General features: G+C 51.1%; 16 protein-coding genes. 7 read left to right on the top strand and 9 right to left on the bottom strand.

What is annotated here, in order from left to right:
* Positions 1 to 2: 2 nt before the first annotated feature.
* From M0220_RS12655 to M0220_RS12675, 5 genes are all read right to left on the bottom strand, one after another.
* Complete coding sequence (locus M0220_RS12655; RefSeq protein ID WP_030073365.1) at positions 3 to 734, bottom strand: ABC transporter permease; 732 nt, start codon at positions 732 to 734, stop codon at positions 3 to 5.
* A gap of 1 nt (position 735) precedes the next feature.
* Positions 736 to 1,437 carry an ABC transporter permease gene (locus tag M0220_RS12660; protein WP_030073363.1) on the bottom strand — a complete coding sequence of 234 codons (702 nt, stop codon included), beginning with the start codon at positions 1,435 to 1,437 and terminating at the stop codon, positions 736 to 738.
* Between the two features lie 15 nt (positions 1,438 to 1,452).
* Positions 1,453 to 2,223: an ABC transporter ATP-binding protein gene (locus M0220_RS12665; protein ID WP_030073361.1), complete on the bottom strand. Its 771-nt coding sequence runs from the start codon at positions 2,221 to 2,223 to the stop codon at positions 1,453 to 1,455.
* Between the two features lie 244 nt (positions 2,224 to 2,467).
* Entirely contained in the window at positions 2,468 to 3,451 is a 984-nt protein-coding gene (locus M0220_RS12670; RefSeq protein WP_264017814.1) for a succinylglutamate desuccinylase, read from the bottom strand.
* Between the two features lie 192 nt (positions 3,452 to 3,643).
* Positions 3,644 to 4,084, bottom strand: coding sequence for a hemerythrin domain-containing protein (locus M0220_RS12675; protein WP_030073357.1), 441 nt, complete (start codon positions 4,082 to 4,084; stop codon positions 3,644 to 3,646).
* A 247-nt stretch (positions 4,085 to 4,331) separates the two neighbouring features.
* Between M0220_RS12675 and wrbA the strand changes: the two genes are divergently transcribed.
* The gene (gene wrbA / locus M0220_RS12680; protein WP_030073355.1) at positions 4,332 to 4,931 is read left to right on the top strand and encodes an NAD(P)H:quinone oxidoreductase; all 600 of its coding nucleotides are present in this window, start codon (positions 4,332 to 4,334) and stop codon (positions 4,929 to 4,931) included.
* Between the two features lie 63 nt (positions 4,932 to 4,994).
* On the opposite strand, the gene M0220_RS12685 is transcribed toward wrbA, so the two are convergent.
* Both M0220_RS12685 and M0220_RS12690 read right to left on the bottom strand, forming a co-directional pair.
* Positions 4,995 to 6,068 (bottom strand): tartrate dehydrogenase, encoded by a 1,074-nt coding sequence (locus M0220_RS12685; RefSeq protein ID WP_030073353.1) that lies wholly within the window; start codon positions 6,066 to 6,068, stop codon positions 4,995 to 4,997.
* Positions 6,069 to 6,085: 17 nt separating this feature from the next.
* Entirely contained in the window at positions 6,086 to 6,697 is a 612-nt protein-coding gene (locus M0220_RS12690; protein ID WP_264017815.1) for a lipocalin family protein, read from the bottom strand.
* A 171-nt stretch (positions 6,698 to 6,868) separates the two neighbouring features.
* On the opposite strand from M0220_RS12690, the gene M0220_RS12695 reads away from it, so the two are divergent.
* The 4 genes from M0220_RS12695 (at position 6,869) to M0220_RS12710 (ending at position 9,968) form a co-directional block, all read left to right on the top strand.
* Positions 6,869 to 7,288 (top strand): secondary thiamine-phosphate synthase enzyme YjbQ, encoded by a 420-nt coding sequence (locus tag M0220_RS12695; RefSeq protein ID WP_030073350.1) that lies wholly within the window; start codon positions 6,869 to 6,871, stop codon positions 7,286 to 7,288.
* Between the two features lie 114 nt (positions 7,289 to 7,402).
* Positions 7,403 to 8,854 (top strand): alanine/glycine:cation symporter family protein, encoded by a 1,452-nt coding sequence (locus M0220_RS12700; protein WP_264017816.1) that lies wholly within the window; start codon positions 7,403 to 7,405, stop codon positions 8,852 to 8,854.
* A gap of 182 nt (positions 8,855 to 9,036) precedes the next feature.
* A complete protein-coding gene (locus M0220_RS12705) occupies positions 9,037 to 9,642 on the top strand; it encodes an FMN-dependent NADH-azoreductase (RefSeq protein ID WP_030073346.1) in 606 nt (201 codons plus the stop codon).
* A gap of 26 nt (positions 9,643 to 9,668) precedes the next feature.
* Positions 9,669 to 9,968 (top strand): MGMT family protein, encoded by a 300-nt coding sequence (locus M0220_RS12710; RefSeq protein WP_264017817.1) that lies wholly within the window; start codon positions 9,669 to 9,671, stop codon positions 9,966 to 9,968.
* A gap of 67 nt (positions 9,969 to 10,035) precedes the next feature.
* On the opposite strand, the gene M0220_RS12715 is transcribed toward M0220_RS12710, so the two are convergent.
* Together M0220_RS12715 and M0220_RS12720 are read right to left on the bottom strand one after the other, a co-directional pair.
* Positions 10,036 to 11,604: a bifunctional GNAT family N-acetyltransferase/carbon-nitrogen hydrolase family protein gene (locus M0220_RS12715; RefSeq protein ID WP_030073342.1), complete on the bottom strand. Its 1,569-nt coding sequence runs from the start codon at positions 11,602 to 11,604 to the stop codon at positions 10,036 to 10,038.
* Between the two features lie 42 nt (positions 11,605 to 11,646).
* Positions 11,647 to 12,564: a DMT family transporter gene (locus M0220_RS12720; protein WP_264017818.1), complete on the bottom strand. Its 918-nt coding sequence runs from the start codon at positions 12,562 to 12,564 to the stop codon at positions 11,647 to 11,649.
* A gap of 192 nt (positions 12,565 to 12,756) precedes the next feature.
* Here M0220_RS12720 and M0220_RS12725 point away from each other — a divergent pair, with 192 nt between their 5' ends.
* Positions 12,757 to 14,778, top strand: coding sequence for an NADPH-dependent 2,4-dienoyl-CoA reductase (locus M0220_RS12725; RefSeq protein ID WP_264017820.1), 2,022 nt, complete (start codon positions 12,757 to 12,759; stop codon positions 14,776 to 14,778).
* A gap of 171 nt (positions 14,779 to 14,949) precedes the next feature.
* Positions 14,950 to 15,993: a threonine aldolase family protein gene (locus M0220_RS12730; protein WP_030073336.1), complete on the top strand. Its 1,044-nt coding sequence runs from the start codon at positions 14,950 to 14,952 to the stop codon at positions 15,991 to 15,993.
* The last annotated feature ends 107 nt before the right edge of the window (positions 15,994 to 16,100 follow it).

Genomic DNA, 16,100 nt, shown 5'->3' on the forward strand with positions numbered 1-16,100 from the left:
GGCTAGGTATTTTGCGGCCGCAAGTGGGCCAGCAGCTTTTTCTCCAAAAAACGGAAGAAATATAAAATGGCAAACGTAAGACACAGGTAGATAGCTGCGACGAATAAGAAGGCATCAAACGGTGCGTAAAAACGGGCGTAAACAAAGCGCGCAGCACCGGTAAGATCCATTAACGTAACAACGCTAGCAATGGCGCTGGCGTGCAGCATGAAGATCACTTCATTGCCATAGGCGGGCAGGGCGCGCCGGAAGGCACTGGGCAGAATAATTCGTCGCATCATTAGGCTTTGGGACATACCGTAGGCCCTGGCTGCTTCAATTTCCCCTTTAGACGTGGCTTTGATAGCTCCACGGAAAATCTCGGTGGTGTATGCCGCCGTGTTAAGGGTGAAGGCAATTAACGCAGGGTAGAAAGCTTCCCGTAGGACTGGCCACAAAAAGGTTTCCTGGATGCCGTCGATAAACACAACGCCGTAGTAAATAATATAGAGCTGAATCAGTAGCGGTGTGCCACGAAATACATAGGTGTAAAAATAGACCGGCAAGCTAATCCACTTGCGCTTCGAACTGCGCATGATGGCCAGTGGTACGGCAAGTATTAACCCTGCAATCAGCGAAAGAAAGACAAGCTGAGTTGTCGTGACTAACCCTTCCCAGTAATAGCCTAAGGTGGTAGGGGTGAAAATCAGGTTGCCAGCCAGCAGGTCGTTGAACCACGCAGAAATATCCAGCATCTCACTGCCCCCCAAAACCAATGTCGTAACGTTTTTGTAGCCGCACAAAAATCCATTCGGAGACGCTAGCAATCAGCAAATAAACCGCTGCAACAGGAAGTAGAAAAGCAAAGGGTTCGTGAGTGGCTCGGGAAGCTTCTGCGGCCACGCGGACCATATCAGTTAAGCCAATCACTGATACGAGTGCGGTTGTTTTGAGCAGTACCATCCAGTTATTGGACAAGCCAGGCAGTGCGTGGCGCATCATTTGTGGAAAGCGAATACGCCGAAACACCAAGGCATTGCTCATGCCGTATGCTTTACCTGCTTCAATCTGGCCGTTATCAACCGCCATGAAAGCACCGCGGAAGGTTTCGCCCATGTAGGCACCGAAAATAAACCCTATGGTGATAACACCCGCCGCAAAGGCGTTGAAATTAATATAAATATCAATTTCGTAGTTGTAGTAGAGCATGTCACTAATGGCGTTGACACCGATTTGCCCGCCAAAGAACAGTAGCATCATCAGCACCAGATCCGGCACGCCGCGAATTACGGTGGTGTAGACCGTTGCGGTGCGCCGTAAAAACCAATTGCGTGACATTTTTGCCGTTGCTGTTAATAGGCCAAGCACAATGGCCAGTATCAGCGATAGCACCGCTAGTTGAATGGTGACTCCTGCCCCTTCAATTAGGCGGGGGCCGTAACCTTGCAAATCAAGCATGGTATGCCTCGCTGATCAATATTTAGGGGCTAGGAATTGCTTCAAGCGCGGTGACTGCGGGTTGCCAAGTACATCAGCCGGTGCGCCAGCTTCTTCTACTAAACCTTGGTGGAGGTAAATCACTTTGCTGGATACATCTCTTGCAAAGCTCATTTCATGCGTCACCACTACCATGGTACGGCCTTCCTCTGCTAAGCCGTGCATGACTTTCAAAACATCGCCGACTAGCTCGGGGTCGAGGGCAGACGTTGGTTCATCAAACAGCATCACTTCTGGGTCCATCGCGAGTGCTCTGGCAATTGCCCCACGCTGCTGCTGACCGCCCGACATTTGTGCAGGATAAGCATCGGCGCGCGCGCTTAGTCCTACCCGTTCAAGCAGTGCACGAGCGTGCTCGACGGCTTCTTTTTTAGGTTTGCCCAACACATGGATAGGCGCTTCAATGATGTTCTCAAGCAGCGTCATATGTGCCCAGAGATTAAAGCTCTGGAACACCATCGACAGCTTGGCACGCATTTGTACGACCTGCTTCCAATCAGCGGGTTCGCGACCATGCTTGGTAGTTTTAAAGCGAATTTGCTCGCCGTGAACGAAAAGTTCGCCCTCGTCGGGCTGTTCAAGCAGGTTCATACAGCGTAAGAAGGTGCTTTTGCCAGACCCTGAGGCACCAATTAGAGTGATAACATCACCCTTTTGGGCTTCGAGAGAGAGGCCTTTAAGAACTTCTGTATCGCCAAAGCGCTTTTTTATATTGCGTACTTCAAGGGGAGTAGGCGTATCAGCCATAACAGTGGCTCCAGTACAGGGTTGCCGCAGCAGCAACAGGTTTAAAACAGATGCTTGATTTGCGGCTGGCGCGAAAAAAGGGGCGATTCTATCAGGCCTTGCGTACATTGCGCGCCCTACCTAGACGTAAAATAGGCAAGGGATTTGTTTTGTAGCACATTGGCAGGCCTGTGATCACCTCTACGTTATTGTTGTTAATACAATTTATGCTGTTGTCGTGGTTGGTGTGATGGCGTTGATAAGGTTAAGCGACATGTGTTGGAACGACCAATAGAGCGGCTCTCGCACCAATCTCGACGTGGGCGTTCGGAAATACCACGTGTAAAGGTGTATCGCCCACTATAAAATCCCCCGCTACGCTATCCTTGGCGAGACAGGTGCCTGGCTCAAAACGGCTGAAATTGGGAACGTCTTCATCAAAACAAAGGCTAAATGTTGCTGCTTTGCGTATTAGCTCATGTTTAACCTGGAAAAACGTCATTGTCTCAGCGGGCTTGGTGGGCGGCTCTAGTCCTGCGCTAAGAGAGCTAATCAGCGTTAACATTGGCGTTAACGCGGTCATATCATTTTTTCCAAACGGCGCAACACGGCCTAGTTCAAAGGTAAACGATTGGGCTGCATGATAGTGCTTACTATAGTGCGAAAATGTCCAGCTATGTTGGTGTTGGTGCAGCACTGCTTGCATATCCGCCGCTGCTAGCCATTGCCACTGCTCAGGATCTATTACTGTCTCTGCGAAGGGCTCGACGACAAAACGTGTGTAAAGGCTGTCGCGAATGGCCGTGTGTAAGTCGTAGTGGAGTTTGGGCAGTGTGTGGTGTCGCTCATAAAAGGTATCCACTGCCGACATCAGTTCGCGGGCACGGTCTGGCTCTTCACCTGTCTCGATGAGTTCTCGGTTAAACAAACGGTTAAGGTTAGTAGTGACAAAGCGTTGCTGAGCCTTTAAGGCAGGAAGGTTGCCTATGATCACTAACACAGGTGCGCCTAACGTTACCGTGCCAGCCTCAATAGCAGAGAGCCAACTGCCCAGTAGTTCCACCGGTGCTGTTTCATTGCCATGTATGGCAGCTGAAAACACGCAGGCACGAGCGGTTGGTTGAACTGTTGTTGGGGTTATCTCTAAGATTCCCGGCGCATGCAATTGATAGGTGCCGCTTTTAAAGCGGCCTAACTGCGAAGAAGGCGATTTGCCATCGAGTGTCCAATCTAGCCATTGGCCAAGCATGAAGTTTTCCTTGAGCAGGGAGCGTCAGCTTTTTGTAATGCTTTACCTTTAACATGCTGAAGCTTAACCACAAGGGGAGACGTCGATAGCATGAAAAACGCGGGTGCGAACATGAAAAACTTTCGATAAAAAAACGCTTATGCAGACTGCTGCATAAGCGTTTTTTTGTTTAGGGTTGGCTAAAGATAAACGTTATTCTGAACGTTGGCGCTGCATTTCTGCCTGATACAGCGTAGCCAGTGATGTCTTTTGCTGCTCTTTCAATCCCCGACCTGCCAGTTGAAAGACCTCTTGCTCCTCTTCATCTAGGTGGTGGGTAACCAAATGTTGTAATTGCTTGGCATGGGTTAACCAGTTGGTTGCGCTGTAGTCGGTCGTATCGAGCAGCTCTATCATTTCATCAATTTCATGATGCTCTGCAACACTATGGCGAGCTTTTTCCTGGGTTAGGTCAATATCCATCATGGGGTTGTAGAGTGAACGCTCTTCGGCGTTGGCATGATATTTAAGCTCGGCACGCACTTTTTTGTAGAGCTTATCGCGCTCTTCACTGTCGCCGTGGGTTTCCACCAAGCGTGCTAGCAAATCTCGCTGGATATCGTGATCTTTTCGCAAAGCTTCGAAAATGGTCATGCCTGTCTCCGTGGCTATTTTTCTAGCAGAAAGTGTTAAAAATTGAACGTAGGAGTAGTAGATGTAAAAAACTAGTGTGCAAGCGTTGAAAGCGCAAGGCGAGAACGGGGAAGCATCGACAAAATCGAAGCAGCGCGTCGAAAACATTCGCTTTTTTCTACGCGAAGCTGAGCTACTTTACTAGCAGGTATTCATAAGCTTAAGGCGTTTACATCGTATTATCCGACAGCACGACAAGGAGTGAGTAATGACAAAGTTATTAGTTCTTTATTATTCCATGTACGGCCATATAGATACGTTAGCTGCCGCGGTGGCAGAGGGCGCAAAAAGCGTTAATGGTGTTGACGTTACTGTTAAACGCGTTCCTGAAACTATGCCAGAGGACGCCTTCAAAAGTGCTGGAGGTAAACAAGACTTCACCACGCCAGAAGCGACGCCACAGGAGCTTGCGGACTACGATGCGGTTATTTTTGGCACGCCAACGCGGTTCGGCAATATGGCGGGACAGATGCGTACTTTCTTAGACCAAACCGGTGGGCTGTGGGCTAATGGCGCACTACGTGGCAAGGTGGCTAGTGTGTTTACGTCTACCGGGACTGGTGGCGGTGATGAAATGACCATTACCTCCACCTGGACGACATTAGCCCATCACGGCATGGTCATTGTGCCGATTGGCTATGGTATTGAAGAGCAGTTTGATATTTCCAAAGTGAGCGGTGGAACACCCTATGGCGCAGCCACGCTTGCCGGCGGAGACGGTTCACGCCAGCCGGATGAACGTGAACTAAAAATTGCCTGTTTTCAAGGTAAGCATGTCGCAGAAATTGCTGCCAAGCTGGCGAGCTAACTCCCCTCAGCCGACACGCTAGAAACGTAATGCCTCACTGTTTTTACAGCGAGGCATTTTTTCTTAGCCGCCAATACGTTCAGCGATCGCTTGGCCTAGGCTTACCGTACTACCTTGCCCGCCAACGTCGCGGGTCAGTACTTGGCGGCTGCCTTCGCTTAACACTTCTTCAATAGCCGTTACCATTGCATCGGCGGCTTCTTTGTAGCCCAAGTGCTCTAGCATCATGGCACCAGACCAGATTTGGCCAATGGGGTTAGCAATGCCTTTACCCGCGATATCGGGGGCGCTGCCGTGTACTGGTTCAAACAGGCTGGGGAATTTACCTTCTGGATTGATATTAGCGGAGGGCGCGATGCCAATAGTACCTGTACAGGCGGGGCCAAGGTCTGAAAGAATATCGCCAAATAGGTTACTGCCAACCACCACGTCAAACCAGTCTGGGTGTAGAACAAAATTAGCAGTCAGAATATCAATGTGGAATTTATCTACTGCAATCTCGGGATAGTGCTTGGCCATTTCGGCAACCCGCTCATCCCAGTAGGGCATGGTGATTGAAATGCCGTTGGATTTAGTGGCCGAGGTGAGTTTTTTACGCGGACGGGTTTGCGCAAGGTCAAACGCATACTTTAAAACTCGATCAACACCGACGCGGCTCATGACCGTCTCTTGAAGAACAATTTCACGTTCGGTGCCTTCGAACATTTTGCCACCGACACTTGAATACTCGCCTTCGGTGTTTTCGCGCACCACGTAAAAGTCGATGTCACCCGGCTCGCGGCCTGCTAATGGACTTTTGATGCCGGGCATCAGTTTGCAGGGGCGCAAGTTGATGTACTGGTCAAATTGGCGGCGAAACTGTAGCAGCGAGCCCCACAATGAAATATGGTCGGGCACTTTGTCGGGCCAGCCGACGGCACCATAAAACAGCGCATCAAAATCCTTTAACTGATCAAACCAGTCGTCGGGCAGCATTTTGCCGTGTTCTAAGTAGTAGTCACAGCTACCAAATTCAAACGTTGTGAAAGCTAAATCAATCTTGAAACGCTTCGCAGCTACTTCCAGGGCGCGAATGCCTTCGGGCATGACTTCGGTACCAATACCATCGCCGGCGATGACTGCAATACGGTGGGCCATAGTGGCTCCTTGTGTTATTAACGTTCAGGGCACGTTTGATCTTGTACGACGTCAATCAACTCATCGGTGGGGAAGTTGAGTTCGGCAGCGCGCTGGCGTAGTCGCTCTTCCATCGCGCTCTCCATGACTGGTGTGCGCGAGAGAATCCATAAGTAATCGCGGTTTGGGCCTGATACCAGTGCCCATTGATAGTCGTCATCCAGTTCTAAAACGTTATAGCCGCCATAAAAAGGGCCAAAGAAGCTGACTTTTAACCGCCCGATGTTTTCATCGTCAATGAAGTAGGCGCGGCCTTCAGCTTCATTCCACTCTTGCTCTGCGAGGTTGTAGCCACGGTTGATAACGCGTACGCCGCCATCGTCACGTAAGCTGTAGCTCGCCGTTACGCAGTCTAAGTCTCGCTCAAAAGAGTGATCCAGGCGGGCTATTTCATACCATTGACCCAAATAGCGGTTAAGCTCAAAACCAGACACTGGTTCAGTACCATCGGGTATGCCAGTGCAGCCAGCACCAGCTAATGCAACACTGCTGATTGCTACTAGTCCTGCGGCTTTCCCCGCTCTCTTTCCTGAAATTCGTATCTTTCCTGAAATTCGTATCTTCCTTGAAGTTCGTGCGAAAGTGAGCATTAAACGCTCCTTATGACTGCATGGTATATAAGTGTTAAATCTATCAGTATGGAGAAATAAGCGCTATGTGCGGTTTCCTTTTACGCTACTTTTGCCGAAAGGAAGCCCAAATAGGCTATGGTATTTCTGTACCCAATAACCCTCTACAATAGCGATAACAAAGGAGTGTTTATGTGGCATCAACAAGAGATTCACTTACCTGAAACGCCCAGGGGCTTTCATTTAATTACCAATGACATTGCCCGAGCGCTGCCGTGTTTGGCCGAGTGTAGTCAAGGTTTACTACATCTACAGTTAATGCACACCTCTGCCTCGCTTACCCTAAATGAAAACTCTGATCCCGATGTTCGTCATGATTTAGACGCCTTTCTTCGTCGCTTAGTACCGGAAGGGCTGAGTTATTTTCGTCATACGCTTGAAGGGCCTGATGATATGCCTGCCCATGTTGCTTCTAGCTTATTGGGCACTCAACTTTGCTTAGCTGTTCGAGATGGTCGTTTAGCATTGGGCACATGGCAGGGTATTTGGCTGGGAGAGCATCGAGAGCATGGTGGTTCGCGGCGTATTTTAGTGACATTAACTGGTTGCTAGCAGAAATGAAGATTTAAATCCGGCGACGGTACTAATTTTTCCGTTTTTCTTGCCATTTTGGTGCAGCCGTGAAGAATGATGCGCCTCCATTGTTTTAAAAAGGACGCATTACCTATGGATTTTACTCTTCCCCCTCTGTTGACGGCGATGGTTGATCGCGGCAACGGGCTTCTCTGGGGCAGTGTGCTGATTTACCTGCTGATCGGGGCTGGTCTCTATTTCACGATCATGACCCGTGGCATTCAGGTACGTTATTTCGGCCACATGTTCAAGCTGCTGCGCAGTTCGCGTCAATCTAACGGTGGTATTTCTTCCTTTCAGGCACTTTCTACTAGCTTAGCGGCAAGGGTCGGGACTGGTAACCTAGCGGGCGTGGCGGTCGCGATTTATTTTGGCGGCCCGGGTGCGATTTTCTGGATGTGGATGACCGCCATGGTGGGTATGGCGACCAGTTTTGTAGAATCTACCCTGGCGCAGGCCTACAAAGTCGATCACGGTGATAACACATTCCGTGGTGGTCCAGCACGTTATATTGAGCGTGGTCTAGGGCTTCGCTGGCTAGCGGTGCTGTTTTCAATCTGTTTGATCATTGCGTTCGGTTTGGCGTTTAACAGCGTACAGGCCAACTCCATCGCCCAGGCCATGGAACAGGCGTTTGCTATTCCCACTTGGGCCATGGGGTTAGTTCTGATGGCAGTAGTTGCGCCGATTATTTTTGGTGGCCTAAAGTCGATTGCTAGGGTGGCTGAGCTCGTGGTGCCGCTGATGGCACTCTTGTACTTAATACTGGCACTGGTGGTAGTCGCACTTAATATAAGTGATTTGCCTGCGGCCTTTATGACCATTATTCAAAGTGCCTTTGGCTTAGAGCAGGCGGCGGGTGGCGCTATGGGGTATGCCATTTCACAAGCGATTATGAATGGTATTCAGCGTGGGTTGTTTTCCAACGAGGCCGGTATGGGCTCGGCGCCCAATGCGGCTGCGACCGCCAGCACTCGTCCAGACCATCCTGCCGCACAGGGCTTTATTCAAATGCTGGGCGTGTTTCTAGACACCTTGGTTATTTGTACCGCCACTGCCGCTATTATCATTATGGCAGGGCCTGAACTACTGGCTGGCGAGGAAAACAATGGTATCCAGCTGACTCAGATGGCGCTCTCTAGCCACGTAGGGGAGTGGGGCGGTATGTTTATTGCCGTGGCGATCTTACTGTTTGCGTTTACCTCTGTGATCGCTAATTACTCTTATGGCGAATCTAATATTGAGTACTTAGCAGGCCGTCGTGCACCGGTGGCGGTACTCATTTATCGCTTGGCGGTATTGGGTATGGTCATGGTGGGCTCGGTGGCAAGCCTGGGCGCAATCTGGAATTTTGCTGACCTTTCCATGGGCATGATGGCAGTGATTAACTTAGTGGCCATTTTGTTGCTGTCACCGATTGCCTTTGCGCTATTCCGTGATTATGACGCACAGCTAAAAGCAGGCAAAGAGCCAGTGTTTGACCCCAGCAAATTCCCCAAGCTGATAGATAAAGTAGACCCTAACGCGTGGCCAAAGCGTAAGTAATCGCTCCCTGGTAATGCGATAGTTGAAAGCCCCGCTACTGTTGAAGCTGACGGTGTGGGGCTTTTTGTTGGGCATCAATTCGTTTTTTTAGAATGAAACTGGGAAAACGTTGCGCTTTTGCTAATCGAAAAGCGACGTAGAATAGCTGCCAACGAACTCACTGATATGGCAGGAATTTTTACATGACCCAACGTACACTGCTGGTTACTTCTTCTATTCTTGGCGAAAATGGTCAGTCCAATGCGCTAGCCAATCATTTTAAAGCCAAAGTGAAAGCCCGCGATATTGCCCTCACCCATCGGGATGTGGTGGCAAACACACTGCCGCACCTTGCCATTGAAGAACTTGGTGCGTGGCAAACACCAGCTGAAGAGCGCAGCGCTGAGCAGCAGGCGCTAGCGGCTCACTCTGATGAGCTATTGGCAGAGTTGCGAGCGCATGAGGTACTAGTGCTGGCGGTGCCGTTGTATAACTTAGGTATTCCTTCCCAGCTAAAAGCATGGTTCGACCGTGTACTGCGCGCTGGCGAAACCTTCCGCTACACTGAAAACGGTCCGCAGGGTTTGATTGAAGGTAAACGGGCAATTATTTTAGCTGCTCGCGGTGGTCAATACGCGGGAACTGACTTAGACAGCCAAACGCCGCATCTAAAAGCCATGCTCGGTTTAATGGGCATTAGCGATGTGGAAATCGTCTTTGCTGAAGGGTTGAACATGGGCGACAATCATCGCGATGCCGCGCTAAAAGAGGCGTTCCAAGCAATCGATCAACTGGTCGCAACACTGTAATAACACGCTGATTGCGAAGGGTAACCATGCCACGCCCAGAGCTGCTCGAACAGATTTATACCATTGTTGATCAGATTCCTGCTGGGCGGGTAACGACTTATGGGCGTATCGCAGCAATGACCGATGGCGCAACGCCGCGCATGGTTGGATCGGCGATGCGTCATTTGCCAGAAGGGCATCAGTTGCCCTGGCACCGTGTCATTGCCGCGTCGTTAACGCTCGCCGACCACGGTGGGGCGGAACGCCAGCATCAGAAACTGCGCGATGAAGGCGTTATGTTTGATAGCAAAGGGCGTGTGCCTGCCCATCTTGTTTGGCCTGATTGAGCCAGAAGCGCTTTAAAATAACGCCGCCCAACGGCTGGTGGTCAGTTCATTGGGCGGCGTTGTTGGTTTACTCTTCCAGGTTAGCCCCGGATTTCCAGGACCAGTCGCGCCAGCGAAGGTCAAATAGATCTTTGCGGCGGTCTTTCAGGTTGGTCACTGAACCCTCAGCACGCACAACCGTGAGACGGGTCAGGTCCAAGTCCGAGAAGAAAATCATTTCGGTGTTAGGCGTGGTTTCCGCCAGCACGGCATCATGCGGGAAGGCAAAGTCCGACGGCGAGAACACAGCCGATTGCGCATACTGGATATCCAGGTTCTCAATGGAAGGCAAGTTGCCAACGCTACCGCACAGCACCACATAGCATTCGTTTTCAATGGCTCGGGCTTGGGCGCAATGGCGCACTCGCAGGTAACCATTTTTGGTATCTGTCCAGAACGGTACAAACAAAATATCCATGTCCTGGTCGGCTAGTAGACGGCCAAGTTCTGGGAACTCAACGTCGTAGCAGATCAAAATGCCCACGCGGCCTGCATCGGTGTCAAAGACCTGTAGGTTGTCACCGCCTTCAATTACCCAGTCACGGCGCTCTTGGGGGGTAATATGCAGCTTTGCCTGCCTTTCAATTTCGCCGTCCCGATGGAATAAGTATGCAATGTTGTAAAGACGGTCATCGTCGCCGACTTCAATCATTGAGCCGCCGACGATGTTGATGTTGTAGGACACCGCCATCCGCGAAAGCTCTGTTTTAAAGCGTTCGGTGAAGCCTGCTAAAAAGCGAATCGCGCCCATTTGATCCTGCTGGGCCGCGCGGTCTTGTAGGCCCATCAGAGGCGCGTTAAACAGCTCTGGGAAGACGGCAAAATCACTTTGATAGTCTGACAGCGCGTCAACAAAGTATTCAATTTGTTGAAGGGCTGCTTCCACAGACGCGAACTCACGCATTTGCCACTGTACGGCGCCAACCCGTACCTGCGTTGGGCGGGTATCCAGCACGCTTTCAGCAGGCTCGAATAGAATATTATTCCACTCTAAGAGCGTGGCATAACCGCGGGACTGTTCATCTTCAGGCAGATACTTGCGCAGCAGGCGCTTAACTTGGAAGTCGTTCGCCAACTGAAACGACAAAATAGGGTCATAAATCTCTTTGCGGGAGACTTTGTCGATATATTCCGCCGGTGTGAGCTCTTTGGCGTGCTGGTGATACTCAGGAATGCGCCCGCCCGCCAAAATGGCACGCAGATTGTGTGAACGACACAGCTCTTTACGTGCTTCATACAACCTCCGGCCCAAACGATAACCACGGTAGTCTGGGTGGATAAGGACATCCAGCCCGTACATAGCATCGCCGTCCGAGTCGTTAAGAATAGTTTCGCGATGGCCGATCAAGTCGTCATATTTATGCGGGTTAGAAAACTCGTCATAATCGACCTGTACCGTTAGCGCCACGCCCACCAGCATACCGTCGTCCTCAATGGCTATTTGGCCATCGGGAAATTCCTGGATCAGCTTATCAATGGTGTGCTTAGGCCATGAACCACCGAGGTCGTGATAGACCGCGTCCATCAACGTTTTTAGCTGTTCGTAGTCGTCGCTGGTAAGGTTGCGAAGATTAAGGTGCAGTTCTTCTAGGGACATAGTCAGGGGTTCCCGGCCGTCGAATGAAGTTAGCCTATTGTATCATTGCTGAGCATTGCTCGTTTTATCCGCAGCGACCGCACGCACCAGTGGTCGTGTCAGCGTTTGTGCCATGATGACGCCTGCAAGAATGAGCAGCCCTCCCATAAAGTGGAACCCTGCGACCTGCTCGCCTAAAAATGCCATAGCAATCACAGCACTAAAAAGCGGCATCAAGTTGATAAAAATACTCGACTGGTTCGCACCTATTTGACGCACCGCGCGCATCCATAAAAATGTAGTGATAACGGAAGCGGGAATGCCTGCATAAAGAATCAACCAGACGTTATGGCTGTCTACTGGCGTCATTGGGCCCATTAAATAAGGGGGAAGCAGAAATAGCACCGCAAAGCAGACTTGAGCATAAAGCATCACCCAAGGGGGGAGTTTCATTGCCCAGCGCTTCAACATAACGCCATAGAGTGCGTAACAGGTGGCCGCCACGACCATTAAGGCATCACCAAACGCTACTTGCAGCTGTAACAGTGATAAAGGATTGCCACGGCCAAGCAGTACGGTAACGCCAATAAATGCTAACACCCCACCGAAAACACCACCAAACGTGGGCGGTTCGCGCAAAATCAGCGCACTTAACAGAACCGTTAGTAGGGGCACCATGGCCGCTAAAATGCCCATATTGGTGGCAGTGGTCGTTTCTGCTGCTACATACGCTAAACCTTGCCAAAGCCCCATGCCAAGTAGCCCCAGCAGCGCTAATTTTGGCCAGTTGCGGTAGATTTCATCGCGGTGGCGTATCACCGCAGGGAGTACAAACGGCGTCATCACGGCCAAGGCTAGCAGCCAGCGTAAAAAGGCGATACTGCTAGGCGCAATAGCACCCACTGTTAATTGGTTAATCGTCATATTGCCTGACCAAATCAATACGGTGGCCAGGGGCGGTAAAAAGTAAATCAATGGCATAGCACGTTCCCTTATCGTTAGCAGGGTAATGTGACGTGCTTTCCCGCAGGGGGCAAGTGCTTTGCCATAATGAGCGCTAGTTTCGCAAGACGGCAAAAGAGGTACAGATTAAGCAGGGTAAAGGGCTGTACGTTGTGGGGCGTATGTCATACGCTTGTTTGAATGCTATTAACAAAATGAAGGAGCACCGTGATGAACCAAACGCCCGCTTACCCGCATCTGTTTCAACCGCTGACTATTGGCCACTTAACGCTACCTAATCGTGTATTGATGGGGTCAATGCACACTAATTTAGAAGAGGCACCCAACGGCTTTGAGCGCTTAGCGGCCTTTTATGCTGAGCGTGCCCGTGCGGGCGTTAGCCTGATTGTAACGGGCGGTATTGCTCCTAATGCTGAAGGTGCTGTGTTTCAAGGGGCCAATGCGCTTACCGATGAGTCTCAACTGGCTGAGCATAAGGGCGTTGTTGATGCTGTTCATGAGGCGGGCGGGCATTTATGTATGCAGATTCTCCATGCAGGACGCTATGCGTATTCGCCAGAACTAGTCGCCCCTTCTGCATTGCAGGCACCGATTAATCCGTTTATGCCTCGGGCGCTTTCAAGCGATGAGGTTGAACAGCAAATTGCTGACTATGTGCGCTGTGCGCAGCTTGCACAGCAGGCGGGCTATGACGGTGTTGAGGTCATGGGTTCTGAAGGTTATTTGATTAACCAGTTTATTTGTCGCCGTACCAATCAGCGCGATGATGCGTGGGGCGGTGATTTTGAGCGGCGGATCCGTTTTCCGATTGAAATTGTAAAACGTATTCGTGCGGCAGTGGGCGAGCGTTTTTTGATAATCTTCCGCCTATCGATGATTGATTTAGTGGAAGAGGGCAGCAACTGGGAAGAAGTGGTGCAGCTTGGGCAAGCCATTGAAGCAGCGGGTGCGAATGTGATCAATACCGGTATTGGTTGGCACGAGGCTCGAGTGCCCACCATTGTGACCAGCGTACCTCGTGCCGCTTTTACCGAGGTCACCAAGCGTATTAAAGCCGCACTCTCCATCCCGCTGATCACTACCAACCGTATCAATATGCCTGAAGTTGCCGAGCGCGTGTTGGCAGAGGGACATGCAGATATGGTGTCGATGGCGCGTCCGTTTCTGGCGGACCCTGAATGGGTGCGTAAAGCCGAAGCAGGTCTTGCAGACGAAATTAATACCTGTATTGCCTGCAACCAAGCCTGCCTAGACCACACCTTTATGGGCAAGCTTACCTCGTGCTTGGTCAACCCAAGGGCGTGCCATGAAACCGAGTTCAGCCTAACACCAGTTCATACGCCTAAGCGGGTAGCCGTGGTTGGCGGTGGCCCAGCAGGGCTAGCTAGCGCCGTGGCAGCGGCCAGCCGAGGCCACGATGTGGTGCTGTTTGAGCGCCGTAGCGAGCTGGGTGGGCAGTTTAACTACGCCCGTAAAATTCCCGGTAAAGAGGAGTTTAATGAAACCCTACGTTACTTCCGCGTCATGCTAAAAAAACATGCGGTGGACGTTCGCCTCAATACGGCAGCAACGCCCGAAAAATTGGCCGAGTTTGATGAGGTGGTGATTGCCACCGGTGTTATTCCCCGTGAACTGACGCTACCAGGGGCCAACCATGCCAGTGTGCTTAGCTACGCCGAGGCTATTGAGCACCCTGAGCGTGTCGGCCAGCGCGTGGCGGTGATTGGGGCTGGTGGTATTGGCTTTGATGTTTCTGAGCTGCTCGCTCATGAAGGTCACCCCGCAATGGATTTGGCGGCCTGGTGTGATGAATGGGGTGTCGACTTAGCAATGAGTGAGCGAGGAGGTTTAAAGTCACCGATGCCTCCTGTGTCACCTCGTGACATTGTAATGCTTCAACGTAAAAGCTCTAAGCCAGGTAAAAACCTGGGTAAAACCTCGGGCTGGGTGCATCGGGCCTCACTAAAGCAGCGCGGGGTTAAAACCTTAACTGGCTGTGAATATGTGAAAATTGACGATGCAGGTCTGCATATCCGCCGTGAGGGTGAAGAGCAAGTACTAGCGGTGGACACTATTGTGGTATGTGCAGGCCAAGAGTCGGTACGTGAGTTAATTAAGCCATTGAACCAAACCGGTGGGCGTGTGCATGTGATTGGTGGCGCTGATGAAGCCGCAGAGTTAGATGCAAAACGGGCCATCGATCAGGGCACTCGTCTTGCTGCTGTCCTATAGCTAAATGACATGGCCTAGCAATATTGCTAGGCGAGCCGAGCAGGTGACGTAAACGTTGAAATAGCGATAGACTGGTGGATCAGCATAGCTGTAGATCACAGCTAACCATTTATAAGGTGCGGGTGGCACCCAGCTCGCGCCGCAAGACCGTCAGATAAAAGGACTATCGCCATGACCTCGGAGTGTACCCCACGATTTTTGGCCAGTGACAACACCTCAGGTATTTGCCCAGAGGCGATGGAATACCTGTTGGAAGCTAACCAAGCTGATGATCTCGCCTATGGTAATGACCGTTGGACCGCCCGCGCAGCTGACCGTTTTCGTGAGATGTTCGACTTCGATTGCGACGTTTTTTTTGTGTTCAATGGCACCGCAGCAAATTCACTGGCACTTTCCGCGATGGGGCGCAGCTACCACAGCGTTATTTGTCATGAATTGGCCCATATTGAAACCGATGAGTGTGGTGGCCCTGAGTTCTTTTCAAATGGCGCAAAATTACTAACCTCTCCTGGGGCTAACGGCAAGTTAACGCCACAGGGCATCGAAGCGTTGGTGACCAAGCGCAGTGACATTCACTACCCCAAGCCCAAAGTGGTGTCGCTTACCCAGGCCACGGAAGTGGGCACGGTGTATTCCCGGGAGGAGCTGCTGGCAATACGCGCGATGGCAGACAAGCACGATTTACGCCTGCATATGGACGGTGCGCGGTTTGCTAATGCCTGTGCCGGTCTTAAGGCTAGCCCTGCCGAGCTGACTTGGCAGGTGGGGGTTGATGTGCTGTGTTTCTCGGGTACCAAGAACGGTTTAGCGTTTGGCGAAGCTATTTTGTTTTTCAATCGTGACTTAGCAGAAGACTTTTCGTACCGCTGCAAGCAAGCAGGTCAGCTGGCTTCCAAAATGCGTTATGTTTCTGCCCCTTGGCTGGGGCTGTTGGAAAGTGGCGCATGGTTAACTAACGCGGAACATGCCAATGCCATGGCGCGATATTTATCAGAAGGGCTACAGGCATTGCCAGGTGTTTCGTTGATGTTTCCTACTCAGGCCAATAGCGTTTTCGTTGAATTGCCACCCCATTCCATCGAAGCGTTGAAAGCTAAAGGGTGGACCTTCTATACCTTTATAGGCGCCGGTGGGGCGCGTTTTGTGTGTGCCTGGAACACAACCGTTGAATTATTAGATCAATTATTGGCAGACGTGAAATCTGTGCTGGAGTGATCCATAGTGCCGATAAACAGTGCCGATACTACGACTGCGCCGCCCTCTGGGCGGCGCAGCTGCTTCTACCCGTACCTACGCTTCGTGTGTTGTTAAGTATGGGTTTC

Source organism: Halomonas qinghailakensis (assembly GCF_025820815.1).
GTDB lineage: Bacteria > Pseudomonadota > Gammaproteobacteria > Pseudomonadales > Halomonadaceae > Vreelandella > Vreelandella qaidamensis.